Raw genomic sequence first — 18,663 nt, 5'->3', positions numbered from 1 at the left:
ATTAAATCCGCCTCGAGGATGGTTACTTCGCGCCGGGAAAGCGCCAGGATAAAACCATGCTCACAGTCACACAGCTTTCCAAGAAATACGGTTCCTTTACAGCAGTAGACAACCTCTCCTTCGAGGTTCCCGATGGCCAGGTCACCGGGTTCCTCGGACCCAATGGTTCCGGCAAATCCACCACGATGCGCATGTGCGTCGGTCTAGAAAATCCCACTTCCGGCACCGCCACTTTCGATGGCACCCCATTTCGCGAACTACCCGATCCCGCCTCCACGGTGGGAACCCTGCTCGATGCCAACTGGTTCCACCCCGGCCGCAGCGCTCGCGCGCACCTGGGCTATATGGCGGCGCTGCAGGGGGTATCGATGGATCACGTCGATGACACCCTGGAGCGCGTCGGGCTCGGAAAGGTGGCGAAAAAGCGCATCGGGGGCTATTCGCTTGGCATGAAGCAGCGCCTGGGCCTCGCCTGCGCCATGGTCGGACAGCCCAAGCATCTGCTACTCGATGAGCCCGTCAACGGCCTCGACCCTGAAGGCGTGCACTGGATGCGCGACCGCATCCGCGAGTTCGCCGCCGGGGGATGCTCCGTGCTGGTGTCTTCCCACCTGCTCTCAGAAATGCAGCTCACGGCGGACCGCCTAGTGGTCATCGGCAAGGGCAAGCTCGTCGGCGAAGGCACAGTAGAAGAATTCGTCAATGCCTCCGGTGCTACCACCGTGGAGGTCGTGGTGGACCAGCCAGAAAAGCTGGCCCGGCTGCTGCACGATTCGCAGGCGGAGACCTCCTTTGATGGGGAGGTTCTGCGCATTACCGGCCTAGACCGCGATGAGGTCGGCCAATTGTGCTTTGACCACCGCATCCGCATCAGCAGCCTTGAGGTCAAGCATCCCTCCTTAGAAGACGCCTTCCTCGGCGCTACCGCAGACCACCTGGACTACCGCTCCGCATAACCCCGTTATCCACTATCGAAAGGCAGATGACGAGCCATGAATACCATCGTTTCCGAATCCCGCAAGATATTTTCCCTGCGCTCAACGTGGGTCTACCTCTCTATCATCACCGTCGGGCTGACAGCCGCCAACGTGCTGATGGGAGCTATCCGCAATGACGACAGCGCCCTCCAATCCTCCGACCTAGCTATCGGCGCCATCTTCGCCGTGGTCATCATGATCTTTTCTTCGGCCACGCTCGTCGGTGGCGACTTACAGAAAGGCACCGTAGCCTGGAGCTACCTATCTACCAACCGGCGTTTACAAGTGCTTTCGAGCCAGATCCTCGTCATTACCGTGGCTAACGTTGCCGCCGCGGCCTTGGCAGGCATCCTCGGAATGTTGTTTAACGCTGCGCTCGGCAGCTCGTATGACTTCTCCAGCTTCGTGCACTACCCAGATAACGCCGTGTTCCTATTTACCTTTGTGGAATACATCGTATACACCCTGCTCGCTACCGGCTTGGCATATATCCTGCGCAGCGGCACTTTCGCGGCCATGCTGCTCATTATTGAGTACTTCGTCATCGAAAGCGTACTGACCTCGATGGACATGGGCTGGGCCAAAATCATCCTGCAGATTTTGCCCGATGCCAACCTGCGCACCTTCTTCCAAGGCCAAGACACCTTCGGGCTCATGGCCCCGCAGTGGGTATCCGGCGTTATCGTCCTAGCCATGGTGGTCGCTGTCCTCGGTGGGGCAGCGGCCGTCCAGCGCCGCCGCGCCGTGGTCTAAGCTCCTGCCAGGCACTCACACCCTACGGGGATACGACGAGGGTAAGCTCCCGTGAGCCGTGCGGTGGCTCCTCCACCGTCATGCCGGCAGCGCGCGCAATAGCGGCGACATCGGCGGCGCTGAAGGCATCGGCAGGCGAAAGCGCCAGCTGCCTGGCCAACAGGCCCTTATAGTGCTTATTAAAGTGGCTGACCACCTTGCGCGAGCCATCCGGTTGCACGCTTTCTACCCGCACCGTCACCGCCGAAGGCAGCCGGCCCAATTGCTGGTAGGTGCCCGATCGCAGATCCACAACCAGCTCGTCGATGTTTTCTAGTGCCTGCGTTATCTGCTTGCCCCAAAAAGACTTCATGGTGCGACCGCCCAGCTTAGTTCCGCCCGATAAGCGGTAATGGGGGATAGGGTCGTCCGCGCGCAGGAGGCCGAAGAGGGCATCGCCAATAGCAAGGCGCCCCCACGAGGGAAGGGAGGACGCCGAAAGTGCATCAAAAAGCACGCCAGTATAGCGCTCGACCGCCGGCATGGTGGGGGTGGTATAAAGCTGGCTATTCGATTCGGCCTCACCGCGCAGCTTCTCCGAGAGCTTAAGCACGACCATTGCCTCATCTATAGGAAGAGACTGCAGCTCAGCGGCGATTTCGCGCCGCGTATCGCTTAGCTCTGGAAAAGATAGGTTGGCAAAATCAAGCGGCTTTCCTGTGCCGCCATGGGCCTTGGTTTCTGAAGGAGGGAGGACAATGAGCATATAGATAGGGTAGCGATGTATATTTTGACCATGATTACCCGCCTTTCTGAACTATTTCTCCGCACCCTTCGCGAGGACCCAGCCGATGCCGAGGTCCCCAGCCACAAGCTGCTGGTGCGTGCCGGTTACGTGCGCCGCGTCGCGCCGGGCATTTATACCTGGCTGCCATTAGGGCTGCGCACCCTGCGCAAGATTGAAGACGTAGTACGCCAAGAAATGGATGCCATTGGCGGGCAAGAGATGCTTTTCCCAGCGCTGCTACCGCGCGAGCCCTATGAAAAGACCAACCGGTGGGTGGAATACGGTCCCAACCTATTCCGGCTGCAGGACCGCAAGAATGCGGACCTGCTGCTGGGGCCAACACACGAGGAAATGTTTGCCAATGCCGTAAAGGACATGTACTCCTCGTACAAGGATTTCCCGGTCACCCTGTATCAGATTCAGACGAAGTACCGCGATGAGGAACGCCCTCGCGCCGGGGTGCTGCGCGGGCGCGAGTTCGTGATGAAGGATTCCTACTCCTTCGATATGAACGATGAGGGCTTAGACTCCTCCTACGCCCGTCACCGCAAGGCATATCAGAATATTTTTGACCGCTTGGAAATCGATTACGCCATTTGTAAGGCCACTTCTGGCGCGATGGGCGGATCCGCCTCCGAGGAGTTCTTGGCGCTTTCTGAGGTGGGCGAAGACCTTTTTGTTCGCTCCACCGAAGGCGATTATGCGGCCAATGTAGAGGCGGTCGTGACCCAAGCGCCCCCAGAAAAGGACATTGCGGGCCAGCCCGCGGCAAAGGAATATCGGACCCCGGATGCCGCCACCATTGAAGCGCTGGTGCACTGGGCGAAGACCGAGAACATTGCGGTCGACGGCCATGAGGTTCGGGCCGCGGATATCCTCAAGTGCGTCATAGTGGAGGTAACCCACCCGGCGCTAGAGGATGCTGAAGAGAAGAAGGAACTAGCGGCCGTGCTGATTCCGGGCGACCGCGAACTAGATCCCAAGCGCCTTGAAGCGGCCTTAGAACCGGCAGAATTCACCCTGGCAAGCGATAAGATCTATGCGCAATACGATTTCTTGGAGCAGGGCTTTGTGGGCCCGCGCGCGCTGAACTCCAATGGCGTGAAGGTCTTTGCCGATCCCCGTGTGGTCAAGGGATCTTCCTGGATCACCGGCGCCGATGCACAAAGCTGCTACGTCGTGGGCTGCGTGGCCGGCCGCGATTTCCACGTCGATGAGTTTGTGGAAGCGGCCGAGGTGAAAGAGGGCGATCCCGCACCGGATAACCAGGGCACCTTGGCTTTGCAGCGCGGCATCGAGCTGGGCCACATCTTCCAGTTGGGCCGCAAGTACACCGAAGCCTTCGATGTGCAGATTCTCGATGAAAACGGCAAGCGCGCCATCCCCACGATGGGCTCTTATGGCATCGGCATCTCCCGCATGCTGGCCGTGCTGGCAGAGCAGCGCCACGATGATAAGGGCCTGAATTGGCCGGTGGCAGTGGCGCCGTACCAGGTACACGTGGCGGTGGCGAATAAGGATGCAGCGGCCATGGAGGCCGGCGATAAGTTGGTTGAAGAGCTGTCGCAGGCGGGCCTTGAGGTGCTTTTCGATGACCGCCCCAAGGTCTCCCCGGGCGTGAAGTTCAAGGACGCAGAGCTACTCGGCATGCCGTTTGTGGCCATCTTGGGACGCGCCTTTAAAGACGGCATCATTGAGCTGCGCATCCGCGGGCAGGAAACTCTGGAAGTTCCGGCGGAGAAAATCGTGGATAAACTCCTTGAGCTGGTGCGGGCTTAACTTAAAGCACCGCGCCAAGGTCCAGCGCTCATAAGCAGGGCAAGGTAGCCTGGGGAAGCATGAGACTTAATAAAAACGTGCTCCCCACGGCCCTTATCACGATGGGCACGCTGCATTTCCTGCGCGCTAAAAATTTTGAATCTATCGTGCCGCCGCAGCTGCCGGGCTCGCCGCGGTTGTACAACTTTGCTTCCGGCGCCTGGGAAATAGCTACCGGCTGTTTGCTCACCGATCGTGCCACTCGCGAATCCGGTGGCGCGTCAGCCGCGGCGCTATTTCTTGCCGTGTGGCCGGCGAATATGTACCACGCCTGGATCGAGCGCGATGCGCGATGGCCGAAGAAGCTGTATCACATCATTCGGCTGCCGCTGCAGATTCCGTTGATTCGCTACGCATGGAAAATTGCGCAGGGTAGGGAATAAAACCAAAAAGAACCGACACCCAATTTTCCAAGAAAATAGATACCCAGAGGAAATCGGGGGTCGGTAACTTGCGTGATGCCGCCGCTAGCGCAGCATCACGCGACCGCTGCGGGCAGAAGAGGTTTAGCCAGCCACGGGGCCGCCGCAATTAGGCCATGCGCCAGCTCCTTGGTTTGCAAGAACATTTTCAGCGATATCAATCTGCTGCTCCTTTGTGGCTTGGTCAGCGGTAGCCGCGTACTGGGTGCCGCCGCTACCGGCCCAGGTTTGCTGGGAGAACTGCAGTCCGCCGTGGTAGCCATTGCCGGTGTTGATGTGCCAGTCACCGCCGGACTCGCACGCGGCGACTTGGTCCCAGGCGCTCGCGGGGGCTGCATTGGCGGCTGGTGCGGCAATGCCGACGATGCCCAGCGTAGCTGCGGCCATAGTGAGCAAAGTCTTCTTAGTACGCATTGAGAAAGCACTCCTTCTCATTGTGTTTTTGGGCTTGTGGAATCTCCACCAAGCACGTAATCCACCAAGTTACGTAGGGGTCGGACGAATTATCAATGAATATCGGCCTATAACTCGCTGTTTTTCGCTGCCCACCGGACAGTGAATGTTCAGGTAGGCGCGGTGGGAAAACCGAGAACTATGCTGCCTTGGCTTCGGCGGCGGTGCCGATTAACCAGTTCAGCCACTCCTGGTTTGGGCTTTCTTGTTGTGCGGCAGCCACTGCGGCCGCGTGCCATTTGTCGGCTTCTTGTTCAACCAAGGTATCGAGGAAGGCGGCAGCGGAGTCCGCATCGCTGGGAAGCGTTGTTCCACCGGAGGAATAGGCAGGCTCCGGTTGCGGAACTTCGCCGTTTTGGCTCAGCGCCTCTTGCAGTTGGTCGATGCGGCGGTGATGGAGGCTTAAGAGCTTATCGATGCGCCCTTCGGCAGCAGGATCGCTATAAGCCCGAGCGAAATCCAGCCCAAAGACCTGCTCGTATTCCCACTGCAGCAAATCGGTGGCGCTTTCGCGCTGGGGCTGGGAGAGCGTGGGGATATCGGGGGCATCGCCAGGCAGCCAAGCATTAAGCGTGATGGCCTGTTGCGTGATTATGGGCCGGGATTCAGAATTGACCTCATCGGCGGCTTCCGTGGTGGCCGAGGCGGCTTCTTCTAGTACCTGGGAGGAATCTGGGGCCGGCGGTGCCTGCGTGGGCCGTTCCACCTCACAGCTGTGCGGGACGTTTCCTTGGTCATCGGTGCCGCAGAGGCGCGCAATCTCCTCATACAGCGCATCGGCTTGGGAGCTGCGCATATCCGCGGCCGCATCATCGACGCCCTGGAGGGCGAGGCTATCGCTCGCGGCGGCCACGGCAAGGCGCTCGAGCGCGTCTTCTGGGCGCGGGCCAAAATAGTCGACGACGGAATCGACCGCGGAACAGCCCGCGAGTGCGGGCAGGGCGGCAGTCGAGGCTACACAGGTTAAAGCAATACGTCGGCGGTTCACCCAAAAGACTGTACCTTGAAGGACGTAGGCTAGTGGGCATGGCTTTCCCAGATGCACAACAATTAACTGATTTGCTCCAACCTCGCCTAGAAGCCCGCGGGCTCGACGTGGAGGATATTAAAACCACTAAGGCGGGGAAGAAATCACAGGTCATCATCCGCATCGATGGCGATAGGCGTCCGAGCTCCGACGTATTAGAGGAAGTCTCCGACGATATTTCGGACTTCTTCGATGAACTAGAGGCTGCGGGCGAGCTGAATTTTGGCGCCGGATATACCTTGGAGGTCTCCACCCCCGGTGTGGATTTGCCGTTGACCGCACCGCGCCACTGGCGCCGCAACAAGGGGCGGAAGGTGACCTTTAATCGCGGCGACGACACGAGCCACACCGCACGCATCGGCGCGCTCAACGCGGACGAAGATGCCGTTGTCCTTATCACCTCTGAGAAAAACGAGGTGCATACAGAAGTGGAGCGATTGGAAAACATTGCCCGCGCAGTGGTAGAAATTGAGTTTGCACAGCCATCACAGAGTGAGCTAGACGCCGTGCACCAGCCATTTGCAGAAGCCGAGAGCTAACCGGCAATCGAGAGGATAGACAAGTGAATATTGATCTTGAGGCACTTCGCACCATCGAATCCGAACGGCAGGTCCCAGTCAATGACCTGTTGGAGTCGATTGCAAGTGCCTTGTTGTATTCCTACCTGGATTACCGCGAATCCACCGCGGAGGGCAAGGCCGAAGGCGCCAAGTCCCGGGTAGACATCGATACCACCACCGGTGCCGTCAGCGTCATCGTTACCGAGCGCGACCCCGAAACCGGGGAAGTAACCAGTGAGTACGATGACACCCCGGATAACTTTGGCCGCGTGGGTGCACGTGCCGTGCGCGAAGCCATTTTACGCAAGCTGCGCGAGGCCGAAGCTGAGCGCACTTTTGATTCCTATTCGGAGCTGAGCGGGCGCGTTGTCAGTGGCATCGTCCAGCGCGATGCGCGCGCCAACGCCCGCGGCATCGTTGTGGTCCAGCTCGGTTCCGAGTTGGAATCGCAGGACGGAATCTTGCTTCCCGCAGAACAAATCCCTGGGGAAAAGCTGCAGCACGGTGACCGCATCAAGGCTTATGTGGTGGGAGTAAACCGCAATGGCGCCAATGTGCAGATCAACTTGTCCAGGACCCACCCGGAGTTGGTGCGCGGGCTTTTTGAACTGGAGGTTCCGGAAGTTGCGGATGGCAGCGTGGAAATGATTGCCATCGCGCGCGAAGCTGGGCATCGTTCAAAGGTCGCTGTTATTGGCCACGCTAAAGGCCTCAACGCCAAGGGGGCGTGCATCGGCCCGCGCGGTCAGCGCGTGAATAACATCATGCGCCAGCTGGGTGGCGAAAAGATCGACATCATCGATTACAGCGAGGATCCCACCGTGTATGTGGGCAATGCCCTGGCTCCTTCAAAGGTGATCAAGGTGACCGTGCTGGATAGCGAGGAGCAGGTGGCGCGCGTCATCGTCCCTGACTACCAGCTGTCCCTTGCCATCGGTAAGGAAGGCCAGAACGCGCGCCTAGCCGCCCGTTTGACCGGATGGAAGATCGATATTCATTCAGACGCGGACGCGAATTAAGGAATTGCGGATATATAGCGTAGGCTAGTAAACGGCCCAGATGCAGAAAGGGACATGTAGACGCAGCGAAAGTTAAGGAGTTCGATGTCGCAGACTCAACGGCTTCGTACTTGCATCGCTACGCGTCGCCGCATGCCCGATACGGAGCTGCTGCGGGTGGTCATTGATGCCAATGATCCTCAAGGCAGCCGCGCGGTGGCGGATCCATTCCGGCGGCTTCCTGGCCGTGGCGCATGGATTAGCCCCACGCTTTCTGCACTCGAGCTAGCTGAGCGCAAACATGCTTTCAAACGCGCGCTCCGCACGTCCGCATCCGTGGACACAGGTCAGGTACGTAGGTACTTGGAAGCACAGTGCGAAAAAGTACCGTGTGCGGAACAAGCCGTACAAGATTCGTACACACCAGAGTTAAAAAGGAAGACCGAACACTGATGAGCGCACAACGATGAAGCATCAGCGATGAAAGTCCAGAACGTTTAACTAGGAGTCAGGCCAGTTTTTCGCGGCCTTGGCTCCTAGGCGATACCAAGAGGAGACAAGTGCCCGGAAAGCTACGTGTTCACGAGTTGGCAAAACAGCTCGGAGTAACCAGCAAGGAACTGCTCGCCACCCTGAAGGAACAAGGCGAGTTCGTCAAAACCGCATCCTCGACCATCGAACCACCGGTGGTCAAGAAAATGCGTGCTCACTATGAAGCACAGTCCGGTGGCGATGCCACCGAAGGCAAGGCAGACAAGACTGAGAAGACTGCCAAGCCCGCTAAGCCCGGCCAGGGCAACGCCAAGAAGCCGGCATCGCCTGCGCCGAAGCCAGGTCAAGGTGCACAGGGCGGTGCGAAATCCGCTGCGCCGAAGCCCGGCGCCCCTAAGCCAGGTGCACAGGCGCCGAAGCCAGGCGCAGGGTCCGCTAAGGCTGCCCCCAAGCCAGGTCAGGCAGCACCAAAGCCAGGCGCCGCTGCTTCCAAGCCAGCACCTAAGCCCGGCCAAGGTGCACCGAAGCCAGGCCAGAACGCAGGTCAAGGCGATGCCAAGAAGTCGGGCGAGCGCCCGACCCCAGGCAACGCCATGCCGCGACCGATGCCTAAGCCCGGCGGATCCCGCCGCGTGGCCAATAACCCATTTTCCACGGGTGGGGGAGACAACCGCCCAGGCCCACGCCCCGGTGGCTCCAAGGGCCAGCGCGGCAACCGCCCCGGCGATAACCGCGGTGGAAAGCGCGGCGGCCGCAATGAAGGCGGCAATAACCGTCAGGGCCAGGATCAGAACCAAGGCCAGGGTGGCGGCGGCGGACGTCGTCCATCGCCTGCCATGATGCCTTCGCATCCGAACCCAGCCTCGATGCCGTCCAAGGCACCGAGCGGTGGCGGACGCGGTGGCCGCGGTCGCGGTGGCCACGGTGGACCAGGAGGCCCAGGTGGCCCAGGCGGCGGTCGTCCCGGCGGCTTCCGCGGTGGACGCGGTGGACGTCGCGGCGGTACCGCTGGCGCATTCGGCCGTCCAGGTGGCGCACCACGCAAGGGCAAGAAGTCGAAGCGGCAAAAGCGCCATGAGTTTGAAGAGCAGCAGAAGCACGTCGTAGGCGGCGTCCGCTTGCCAGATGGCAAGGGGCAGACCGTCCGCCTGCGCCGCGGAGCTTCGCTGTCTGACTTCGCGGAGAAGATCGGTGCCGATCCAGCAGCATTGGTGCAGGCACTGTTCAACCTTGGTGAAATGGTCACCGCAACCGCATCCGTATCGGAAGATACGCTGCAGCTGCTCGGTGACGAGATCAACTACAAGGTAGAAGTCGTCTCCCCAGAAGACGAGGACCGCGAGCTGCTCGAGTCCTTCGACCTGCAATTCGGCGAGGACGAAGGCGGCGAAGAAGCCCTCGAACACCGCCCTCCAGTCGTCTCCGTCATGGGTCACGTTGACCACGGTAAGACCCGCCTGTTGGATACCATCCGTAAGACCAATGAGGCAGCCGGCGAGGCCGGCGGTATTACCCAGGGAATCGGTGCTTACCAGACCACGGTTGACGTGGATGGCGAACGCACCATTACCTTCCTGGATACCCCTGGCCACGAGGCGTTTACCGCCATGCGTGCCCGTGGTGCGAAGTCCACCGACCTGGCCATCTTGGTTGTCGCCGCCGATGACGGCGTCATGCCACAGACGGTTGAGGCCATCAACCACGCCAAGGCTGCCGATATCCCGGTTGTCGTGGCTGTGAACAAGGTGGATAAGCCGGAAGCCCAGCCGGAGAAGATCCGTGGCCAGCTCACGGAGTACGGCCTGGTGCCTGAAGAGTACGGCGGCGACACGATGTTCGTTGATATCTCTGCTAAGCAGGGCCAGAACATCGACCAGTTGCTGGAGTCTGTCATCCTGACTGCCGATGCCGCCCTTGAGCTCACGGCTAACCCAGAGATGGACGCCCAGGGCGTGGCCATCGAGGCCCACCTGGACCGCGGTCGCGGCCCTGTGGCTACGGTTATCGTCCAGCGCGGTACCCTGCACGTCGGCGATTCCATCGTGGTAGGCGATGCGCACGGTCGCGTGCGCCGCATGCTCGATGAATTTGGTGAGGACGTTAAGGAAGCCGGGCCTTCCCGCCCGGTACAGGTACAAGGCCTGTCCGGCGTGCCGGGTGCTGGCGATAACCTGCTCGTGGTCGATGATGACCGCGTTGCCCGCCAGATTGCCAACCAGCGCGATGCTCGTAAGCGTTCTGCCTTGCAGGCAAAGCAGCGCAAGCGCGTGTCCCTGGAAGATCTGGACAAGGTATTGCAGGAGACCTCGACCCTCAACCTCATCCTCAAGGGCGACAACGCCGGCTCCGTCGAGGCGCTGGAAGATGCCCTGCTGGATATCAAGACCGAGGACGAAGTCGAGCTCAACATCATCGACCGCGGTGTTGGTGCCGTAACGGAGACCAATATTTCCTTGGCCGCCGCTTCCGATGCCGTAATCATTGCGTTCAATGTGCGCTCGGAAGGCAAGGCCACGGAGATTGCTACCCAAGAGGGCGTGGATATCCGCTACTACACGGTTATCTACAAGGCCATCGAGGAAGTCGAGGCCGCTCTCAAGGGCATGCTCAAGCCGATTTACGAGGAACGCGACACCGGTGCGGCCGAAATCCGCGCACTGTTCAAGTCCTCCTCGGTGGGTACCATCGCAGGCTGTATGGTCACCGATGGCAAGGTTGTCCGCAACGGCAAGGTTCGCTTGCTCCGCGATAACAACGTCATTACTACCGATGCCAAGATCGAGTCCCTGCGTCACGAGAAGGACGACGCGACCGAGATCAAGGCCGGCTATGAGTGCGGTATGGTGCTGTCCTACCCGGATATCCAGGTAGGCGATATCATCCAGGCTTATGAAGAAGTCGAGGTTCCGCGCGACTAGTCGCTGCTAGTGTCGGCCCGCTGTACGTGCCCACCTTGAGGGCCTTTCTCCTTGGAGTTAGGCCACGAGGTGCGGTAGGTAGGGCGGGCCGTTTAGCGTTTTCGCGGTGAGGCTTTCAAGCGGTTTCCATTGGGTGCGGTGAGTAACTAAACTGGTAGTTTCTGATACCGCGACACGGTAATTTAGGAATAAATTTTCCCCTTTAGCTTGGAGGTTCTCATGGTCGATCACGCACGCGCGGCGCGGCTAGCAAAACGAATTCAGGAAATCGTGGCTAGTGCCATTGAGCTGCAGATTAAGGATCGCCGCCTGGAGATGGTCACCGTGACCGATGCCCGCGTCACCGGTGACTTGCACGACGCTACCGTTTTTTACACGGTGCGCGGTCACGAAATCGATGCAGAACCCGATTATGACCAGGCTGAGGAAGCACTTAAGCGCGCGAAGGGGCAGTTGCGCAAGATCGTTGGCGATCAGCTCTCCGTCCGCTTTACCCCAACCCTGACGTTTGAGCTCGATACTGTCCCAGAGGCCTCCGCGCACATGGAAGAACTCTTGGCGCGCGCTCGTGCTCGCGATGAAGAGCTAGCAAAGTTGAAGGAAAACGCTCAGCCCGCGGGCGAGGCGAATCCGTATAAGACCTCCGATGAAGACGAGGCTTAAGTGACCCGCAAGGAATATCAGGGCGCCGTCGACGCCATTTCTGGCGCGCAGAGCATCTGTATTATCACCCACTTGCGCCCGGATGCTGATGCCATTGGTTCGGCTACGGCTTTGCTCTTAGCCGTACAACAAAGTGGGAAAGAAGCCTGCGCGGTCATTGGCCAGGATAAGGATTTTGCGCCTAATCTTTACTCCATTCCCGGCGCAGACCAGGTCGAGGTCATGCGGGAGCTACCGCAGGGCTATGACCTTTATGTCACCGTGGATTGCGGGTCGATCGATCGCACCGGTCTATTTTCCGCAGATATCGCCCAGCTGGCGACGGCAGGGCGCGTGCTGTGCATCGACCACCACTCGTCCAATCTCGGATTTGGCTCTGTAAATTTGGTGGACCCAGCGTGTGAGTCCACCACGGTGGCCATTTTGACCATCCTGGATATGCTGTCGGTACAAATCGAAAGCAGCATCGCGCACTGCCTGTACGCTGGGCTTTTGACCGATACGGGCAGCTTCCGTTGGGGCAGGCCCGCCATGCACGACGTGGCTACGCGTTTGATGCACTATGGGCTGGATACCAAACAGATTGCCACGGATCTGCTCGATGCCACGACCCCTGATGATCTGCAGATGGTCGGCCGTGTGCTCGCAGGACTTCGCATTGAACATGCCGGTGAATTGGGCGTGGGCATCCTCGTTGCGGGCTTAGCCGATATCGAAGGTCATTCAGACTCCGCAGTCGAGTCCCTGGTGGATTTCGTGCGCGCCCTTGAGGGCACGGAATTGGGCGTTGTTTTTAAAGAACAGTCGCCCGGGATATGGGCAGTATCGTTGCGTTCGACGACGATCAATTGCGCAGCCCTAGCAGCAACTTTTGGCGGCGGCGGACACGTTCCCGCTGCCGGGTACATGACATCGGGAAGCGAAGAAAGCATTGTCGCGGAGCTGGTGAGTGCCATCGATGAGCACTAGGCAGTCAACACCTACGACAGTAAGCGCACGCGAGGTCTTTGGCCTCGCGTTTCCTGCGCTTGGAGTCTTGGCCGCGATGCCGCTCTACCTCTTGCTCGATACCGCAGTGGTGGGGCGCCTTGGTGCCCAAGAGCTGGCTTCGCTTGCTGCAGCAACCACGATTCATACCGTGGTGACCACACAGTTGACTTTCCTGTCTTATGGCACCACGGCTCGTTCATCCCGCCTTTTTGGCGCTGGAAAACGCGACGAGGCCGTAGCAGAAGGCGTGCAAGCCACGTACGTGGCTCTGGGGGTTGGCGGCATTTTGGCCGTCATCATGTGGATTTTCGGTGGCGTTTTTGCCCAGTGGCTTACCGGGGATCCCACAACCGCGGCAGGAACCGCGCTGTGGCTGCGGTTCGCTGCTCTGGCCATCCCCGTGACGCTGGTGGAAATGGCTGGAAATGGGTGGATGCGCGGCGTACAAAACACGAAGAAGCCTCTCTATTTCACCCTCGCCGGAATGATTCCTGGCGCCATTGCCGTTCCTGCGTTCGTGTACTGGTGGGGCCTTGCTGGATCTGCCATCGCCACCGTATTCGGCATGAGCATTATCGCGAGCCTATTCGTGCGCGAGCTGTATAAACAGCACCACGGCTCCTGGGCATTTCGGTGGGATATCGTGCGCCACCAGCTGGTCTTGGGCCGCGATCTCATCCTGCGCTCCGCTAGCTTTCAGGTGGCCTTTCTTACCGCAACGGCCGTTGTTTCCCGCGTGGGCACTGCGGCGTTGGGTGGCCACCAAATCATGATGCAGCTGTGGAATTTCATGTCGCTGATTTTGGATTCCTTGGCTATCGCCGCCCAAGCCTTGACTGGGGCCGCCTTGGGCGCTGGTTCGGCGCGCCACGCACGCAGCGTAGGAAGCAAGGTAGTGATGTACTCCACTATTTTTTCTGCCTTCCTCGCCGTGGTTTTCGCTGCCGGGGCCGGGTTTATTCCGCGCGTCTTTACGTCCTCACAGGAAGTCATCGATGCCATGAGCCAACCGTGGTGGATCCTTGTTGGCATGGTCATCGCGGGCGGCGTGGTCTTCGCCCTCGATGGCGTCTTATTGGGGGCAGGGGATGCGGCATTCCTGCGCAGCCTGACCATTGCCTCGGTGCTTTTAGGATTTTTACCCGGGGTGCTTTTGGCGCATGCCATGGGTACGGGATTGACCGGGGTGTGGTGCGGTTTGGCCGCATTCATTACTTTCCGCCTCATTGGCGTGGTCTACCGCTTTTATTCCATGAAATGGGCTGTAGTAGCAGAGTAGTACCTGCGCTACAGTGACTGTAACGATTAAAAGCGCACTCCAGATTTTAGCTAGAGTGGGCTCCGTACGATGATGAAGAAGGCGGGTCGGAGCGGTAATGCCAACGTTGTGGGCGGTAGCAGACTTGCACGGCGCGATTAGTGATAATTTTGCGCGCATTGCAGAATTAGTTCCACCAGATCCCGCCGATTGGCTCATTGTGGCGGGCGATATCGCAGAGCGCAGCGAACTTATCGTGCGCATCTTGCGGGATTTAGCCGCACGCTATGACACCGTCATTTGGGCGCCGGGCAACCACGAGTTATTTTCTCGTTCCCAAGACCAATACAAGGGGCGCGAAAAATACGATTACCTCGTTGCCGCCTGCCGGGAAATCGGCGTTATCACGCCGGAGGATCCCTATCCGGTTTTTAATGGGATAACGATTGTGCCGCTTTTTACCCTGTATGACTATAGTTTCCGCCCATCGGGGACCTCGGTAGAAGAGGCGGTGCAGCAGGCACGCTCCAAAAAGCTTGTCATGACCGATGAGGTAGCTATCGCCCCTTTTGTAGACGTGCGCGCCTGGTGTTGGGACCGCTTGGCGTATTCCATTAAGCGTTTATCCAGAGTGCAGGGACCAACCATCTTGGTCAACCACTGGCCGCTGGTGCAGGAGCCCACGATGGTGCTGCGCTTCCCGGAAATCGCCCTGTGGAGCGGCTCGCGCCATACGCGCTCGTGGCCGCGACGATACAAGGCAGAAGCTGTCATTTACGGCCACTTGCACATGCCTTCCAAGATGAATGTGGATGGGGTAGACCACATCGAAGTCTCTCTAGGTTACCCGCGCGAATGGCGTAATCAGCCGCACCGTATTGCCTGGCCATACCCAGTTACCTCAACCTTTGGGGAGGTGGATTAATGCATTATCCCGACCTATTCCCAGAAACTACCCGGTATTGCTATGTGCGTACGGACACCCGCGAGTCCGATCTGCTCAACTATGAGCACCTCGATCCCAAAGAACAGTCCATAGTCTCGCACGCGGTCGATATCCGGAAATCCGAATTTGGCGATGCCCGCTGGTGTGCGCACCAGGCCCTGTGCGAGCTGGGCTTTACAGGCTCGAACCCGATCCTGCGTGGGGAGCGGGGCATGCCGCTGTGGCCCGAAGGTTTCATTGGATCCATGACGCATACGGAGGGCCTTCGCGCAGCGGTGGTGGCCTCCACCACGGATTTTCGCTCCATTGGCCTTGATGCGGAGCCGGCGCAGCGCCTGCCCGATCACGTCTTGACCATGATCGCTCGGGCCGGGGAAATGCCGCAGCTGCCCCGCCTAGAAAAGGCTGGGGTGCACTGCCCAGACCGCCTGCTGTTTTGCGCCAAGGAGGCCACCTATAAGGCGTGGTTTCCCATGACGCATCGGTGGCTGGATTTCGATCAAGCAGAGATCGATATCCGCGAGGATGGCACCTTCATTTCCTATATCCTGGCCCGCCCCACGCCCGTGCCGTTTATCACCGGCAAGTGGATTCTAGAAGGCGGTTACGTCGTGGTCTCTACGCTGGTTCCGGCCCTTGATTTTTCAGCCTGAACAGAAACCCGCTCAGATCTCCTCGAGCAATGCCCTCAGCCACCGACTTAGAGGGTGGACGGCCGCGCCACAAAGACCGTGGCCAGCCTTTTGCCCTTCTCCTTAATGAGCGCGATGGCCTGGCCATTGGGGGCTACCGCCGCATGAACCCCGGACAGCCCGCGCGGCTCTAACCATTTGCCCATCGCTAAAGCGGCGGCCTCGTCCTCGGTGACGGGCAGGACGGGGAAACTGCGCTTGAGCGCCTCGTCAAGGCTTAAGGACAGGCGGGGGTCTTCGGCAAGATCGTCGAGCAGGTGGGCATCGGCAAGCGCAAAGGGCCCCACCGTAGTCCGGCGCAGGGCGGTTAAATGCCCGCCGACGCCAAGTGCTTCGCCCATATCGCGCGCCAAGGAGCGGATATAGGTGCCGGAGGAACACTCCACGGATACATCGAGGTCAATAAAATCGCCCTCGGTGCGCATGCTATGAATGTCAAAGCTGTGCACGGTGACCGGGCGGGCGGGGATATCTACCTCTTTGCCCTCGCGCACCAATTCATGCGCTCTTTTGCCCTTGATCTTGATGGCGGAAACCGCGGCGGGCTTTTGCATAATCTCACCGGTCAATGTGGCAACTTCGGCCTCGATGGCGGAACGGTGCAGCGCGGCCGCAGGCTTGCCCCAGCTAAATTCGCCCTCGGCATCATCGGTGGTGGTAGAAGCGCCGAGGCGAATGGTGGCTGAATAAGACTTGGTGGAGGCGACCATGTGCGCGAGGAATTTGGTGCCGCGTTCGATGCCGAGGACCAGCACCCCTGTCGCCATGGGATCCAAGGTGCCGGCATGGCCGACCTTTTTGGTGTGAAAATACCTGCGTAAGCGGCTAACAACATCGTGGGAGGTCATGCCGGCAGGCTTATCAACGATGACAAGTCCGGAATGTGCGAGCGCATCAGTCATAGGGTACAAGTCTATGCTCTACGATGGATTCCGTGGATATTTGTTACGGAATCGATGACATCCCCGCGGATGTGGGGCCGACCTCGGTAACCATTGGCGTCTTCGATGGCTTGCACCGCGGCCATCAGCAGCTCGTTTCTGCTTGCGTGGAGCATGCGCGGGCGAATAATCAGGTCCCCGTCATGGTGACCTTTGACCCGCACCCGGTCTCGGTTTTCTTGCCGGAACGCGCGCCGCTGTCCGTGGTGAGCTTCGAGCGCCGGCTAGAGCTCGCGGAAGAAATGGGCATCGAGATGGTGCTTGTCATTGACTTCACCAAAGAACTCGATGGCGTGGAGCCGCGCCCCTATGTGCGCGACCTCTTGGTGGGCAAACTCCATGCGCAGCACGTGGTGGTGGGGGAGAACTTCACCTTCGGCGCTGGGGCCAGCGGCACCGCAGAAGCCATGCGGCAGCTGGGGGAAGAGTTTGGGTTTAGCGTCGATATCATCCCGCTGCTGGATGAAGATGGCGTGCAGATTTGTTCCACCTATATTCGCCAGAGCCTGTCCCAGGGCGCAATAGAATCGGCGAATTGGGCGCTTGGCCGGCACTTTACGGTGACCGGTCCCGTGGTGCGCGGCGCGGGGCGCGGCGGTAAAGAGCTGGGCTTTCCCACGGCCAACCAGTACTTTCCAGATACTGTAGCCATTCCCGCAGATGGGGTGTATGCGGGATGGTTCATTGTGCATTCTGATTCGCCCCTCGATGGGGATATGCAGCCCGAAGTGGCCTACGCCGCGGCGATTTCTGTTGGCACGAATCCCACCTTTGGTGATGAAGAGCGATCCGTGGAGTCTTTTGTCTTGGACCGCGATGCCGATCTTTATGGCTATGAGGCAACCGTGAAATTCGTGGGCCACCTGCGCGATATGGTGAAATTCCATTCCGTCGATGAGCTTTTGGACGCCATGGCCCAAGACGTCGCTGCCGCCCGCAAGGTGCTGGCTGCCGATGCCCGCGCGCAGGGCTGCAATAGCGAAGACTATTTCTTAAAGGAGAAGTAAATGAAGGCCATCCTCGATCTTGATACCGGCATTGATGATGCTTTGGCCTTGGCGTATGCCCTGGCCCACCCCGATCTTGAGCTCATCGGCGTGACCTGCACTTATGGTAACGTCACGGTTCCGCTTGCGGTGCGCAATACCCTGGCGCTGCTGGACTTGTTGGATAGGCCCGATATCCCGGTCTTTGCCGGCCCCAGCCCGGACGGTTTCCAGCCCAGCGAGATTTCGGCCTTCATCCACGGCCACAATGGCGTGGGTGAGGTGCTTCTTACCCCGTCCGATAAGCCTGAGGAAAATCAGCCGGCCACGGATTTCCTCGTGCAGGCCGTGCGCGATTACGGTGATGACCTCGTCATTATCCCCACGGGCCCGTCCACGACCATCGCCCAGGCTATGCTTGCCGATGCCACCTTTGCCACCAACGCCCACATCGTCATGATGGGCGGGGCGCTGACCGTTCCCGGCAACGTATCCGCGTGGGCAGAGGCCAATATTTCCCAGGACCCGGATGCCACCGATTACCTCTTCCGCCACAGCCAGGATGTCACCATGGTGGGCCTTGATGTCACATTGCGCACCCTCTTGACGGAAAAGGAAACCGCGCGCTGGCGGGCAACCGGAACGGCCGCGGGCGAGGTTTTCGCCGATATGGTGGATTACTATATTCGCGCTTATGCCACCACGGCTCCTCACCTGGGCGGCTGCGGCCTGCACGATCCGCTGGCCGTGGCGGTAGCCGCCGATCCGTCGTTGGTGGAAGTCATCGAGACCAATATGAAAACCGATACCGAAGGCCCCACCCGCGGGCGCACCATCGCGGATGAAACTAGGCTGAGCCAGGAACCGACCGCGAAGGTCGCCGTGGGCGTGGATAACGAGCGGTTTGTGAGTGCATTTGTAGACCGCCTCGAAGAGCTTTTCCGCACGGTGGGCGCCAAGTAGCGCAGCGTTTTGATTTGCCGTGCTAATTGGCTGTAAGATG

19 protein-coding genes are annotated in these 18,663 nt (G+C 59.5%); 15 read left to right on the top strand and 4 right to left on the bottom strand.

Going from position 1 to position 18,663, the window contains the following annotated elements:
* The first annotated feature begins 56 nt into the window (after positions 1 to 56).
* Both ACLI1T_RS07265 and ACLI1T_RS07260 read left to right on the top strand, forming a co-directional pair.
* Complete coding sequence (locus ACLI1T_RS07265) at positions 57 to 956, top strand: ABC transporter ATP-binding protein (RefSeq protein ID WP_411702298.1); 900 nt, start codon at positions 57 to 59, stop codon at positions 954 to 956.
* A gap of 36 nt (positions 957 to 992) precedes the next feature.
* A complete protein-coding gene (locus tag ACLI1T_RS07260) occupies positions 993 to 1,730 on the top strand; it encodes an ABC transporter permease (RefSeq protein WP_349852740.1) in 738 nt (245 codons plus the stop codon).
* Positions 1,731 to 1,752: 22 nt separating this feature from the next.
* Here the strand turns inward: ACLI1T_RS07260 and yaaA are convergent, their stop codons facing one another.
* Positions 1,753 to 2,475 carry a peroxide stress protein YaaA gene (gene yaaA, locus ACLI1T_RS07255; RefSeq protein ID WP_411702297.1) on the bottom strand — a complete coding sequence of 241 codons (723 nt, stop codon included), beginning with the start codon at positions 2,473 to 2,475 and terminating at the stop codon, positions 1,753 to 1,755.
* Positions 2,476 to 2,505: 30 nt separating this feature from the next.
* Between yaaA and ACLI1T_RS07250 the strand changes: the two genes are divergently transcribed.
* A complete protein-coding gene (locus ACLI1T_RS07250) occupies positions 2,506 to 4,275 on the top strand; it encodes a proline--tRNA ligase (RefSeq protein WP_411703304.1) in 1,770 nt (589 codons plus the stop codon).
* Between the two features lie 59 nt (positions 4,276 to 4,334).
* On the top strand, positions 4,335 to 4,697 hold the full coding sequence (locus ACLI1T_RS07245; RefSeq protein ID WP_284630978.1) for a hypothetical protein: 363 nt from the start codon (positions 4,335 to 4,337) through the stop codon (positions 4,695 to 4,697).
* Positions 4,698 to 4,820: 123 nt separating this feature from the next.
* Here the strand turns inward: ACLI1T_RS07245 and ACLI1T_RS07240 are convergent, their stop codons facing one another.
* Positions 4,821 to 5,150 (bottom strand): transglycosylase family protein, encoded by a 330-nt coding sequence (locus ACLI1T_RS07240; RefSeq protein ID WP_411702296.1) that lies wholly within the window; start codon positions 5,148 to 5,150, stop codon positions 4,821 to 4,823.
* A 178-nt stretch (positions 5,151 to 5,328) separates the two neighbouring features.
* On the bottom strand, positions 5,329 to 6,177 hold the full coding sequence (locus ACLI1T_RS07235) for a DUF4439 domain-containing protein (RefSeq protein ID WP_349852745.1): 849 nt from the start codon (positions 6,175 to 6,177) through the stop codon (positions 5,329 to 5,331).
* A gap of 38 nt (positions 6,178 to 6,215) precedes the next feature.
* Between ACLI1T_RS07235 and rimP the strand changes: the two genes are divergently transcribed.
* The 9 genes from rimP (at position 6,216) to ACLI1T_RS07190 (ending at position 15,694) form a co-directional block, all read left to right on the top strand.
* Positions 6,216 to 6,755, top strand: coding sequence for a ribosome maturation factor RimP (gene rimP / locus ACLI1T_RS07230; RefSeq protein WP_349852746.1), 540 nt, complete (start codon positions 6,216 to 6,218; stop codon positions 6,753 to 6,755).
* Positions 6,756 to 6,778: 23 nt separating this feature from the next.
* Complete coding sequence (nusA, locus tag ACLI1T_RS07225) at positions 6,779 to 7,795, top strand: transcription termination factor NusA (RefSeq protein WP_023022837.1); 1,017 nt, start codon at positions 6,779 to 6,781, stop codon at positions 7,793 to 7,795.
* Positions 7,796 to 7,879: 84 nt separating this feature from the next.
* A complete protein-coding gene (locus ACLI1T_RS07220; protein WP_349852747.1) occupies positions 7,880 to 8,227 on the top strand; it encodes a YlxR family protein in 348 nt (115 codons plus the stop codon).
* A gap of 107 nt (positions 8,228 to 8,334) precedes the next feature.
* Positions 8,335 to 11,184: a translation initiation factor IF-2 gene (gene infB, locus ACLI1T_RS07215; protein WP_349852748.1), complete on the top strand. Its 2,850-nt coding sequence runs from the start codon at positions 8,335 to 8,337 to the stop codon at positions 11,182 to 11,184.
* Between the two features lie 219 nt (positions 11,185 to 11,403).
* Positions 11,404 to 11,847 (top strand): 30S ribosome-binding factor RbfA, encoded by a 444-nt coding sequence (gene rbfA / locus ACLI1T_RS07210; protein ID WP_349852749.1) that lies wholly within the window; start codon positions 11,404 to 11,406, stop codon positions 11,845 to 11,847.
* Entirely contained in the window at positions 11,848 to 12,816 is a 969-nt protein-coding gene (locus ACLI1T_RS07205; protein WP_411702295.1) for a DHH family phosphoesterase, read from the top strand.
* The gene (locus ACLI1T_RS07200; RefSeq protein ID WP_411702294.1) at positions 12,806 to 14,116 is read left to right on the top strand and encodes an MATE family efflux transporter; all 1,311 of its coding nucleotides are present in this window, start codon (positions 12,806 to 12,808) and stop codon (positions 14,114 to 14,116) included. The genes ACLI1T_RS07205 and ACLI1T_RS07200 overlap by 11 nt, the downstream gene beginning before the upstream one ends.
* A 97-nt stretch (positions 14,117 to 14,213) precedes the next feature.
* On the top strand, positions 14,214 to 15,020 hold the full coding sequence (locus ACLI1T_RS07195; RefSeq protein WP_411702293.1) for a metallophosphoesterase family protein: 807 nt from the start codon (positions 14,214 to 14,216) through the stop codon (positions 15,018 to 15,020).
* Positions 15,020 to 15,694 carry a 4'-phosphopantetheinyl transferase family protein gene (locus tag ACLI1T_RS07190; RefSeq protein ID WP_411702292.1) on the top strand — a complete coding sequence of 225 codons (675 nt, stop codon included), beginning with the start codon at positions 15,020 to 15,022 and terminating at the stop codon, positions 15,692 to 15,694. Before ACLI1T_RS07195 ends, ACLI1T_RS07190 begins: the two co-directional genes overlap by 1 nt.
* Before the next feature lie 47 nt (positions 15,695 to 15,741).
* Here ACLI1T_RS07190 and truB read toward each other — a convergent pair whose 3' ends face one another.
* The gene (truB, locus tag ACLI1T_RS07185; RefSeq protein ID WP_411702291.1) at positions 15,742 to 16,635 is read right to left on the bottom strand and encodes a tRNA pseudouridine(55) synthase TruB; all 894 of its coding nucleotides are present in this window, start codon (positions 16,633 to 16,635) and stop codon (positions 15,742 to 15,744) included.
* Positions 16,636 to 16,658: 23 nt separating this feature from the next.
* Here truB and ACLI1T_RS07180 point away from each other — a divergent pair, with 23 nt between their 5' ends.
* Together ACLI1T_RS07180 and ACLI1T_RS07175 are read left to right on the top strand one after the other, a co-directional pair.
* The gene (locus ACLI1T_RS07180; protein WP_349852755.1) at positions 16,659 to 17,681 is read left to right on the top strand and encodes a bifunctional riboflavin kinase/FAD synthetase; all 1,023 of its coding nucleotides are present in this window, start codon (positions 16,659 to 16,661) and stop codon (positions 17,679 to 17,681) included.
* On the top strand, positions 17,682 to 18,623 hold the full coding sequence (locus ACLI1T_RS07175; RefSeq protein WP_411702290.1) for a nucleoside hydrolase: 942 nt from the start codon (positions 17,682 to 17,684) through the stop codon (positions 18,621 to 18,623).
* Positions 18,624 to 18,663: the final 40 nt, after the last annotated feature.

This window comes from Corynebacterium tuingiense, assembly GCF_046718165.1.
Classification (GTDB): domain Bacteria; phylum Actinomycetota; class Actinomycetes; order Mycobacteriales; family Mycobacteriaceae; genus Corynebacterium.
Note: the sequence above shows the minus strand (reverse complement) of the source record. Positions and strands in the feature narration are given on the sequence as shown.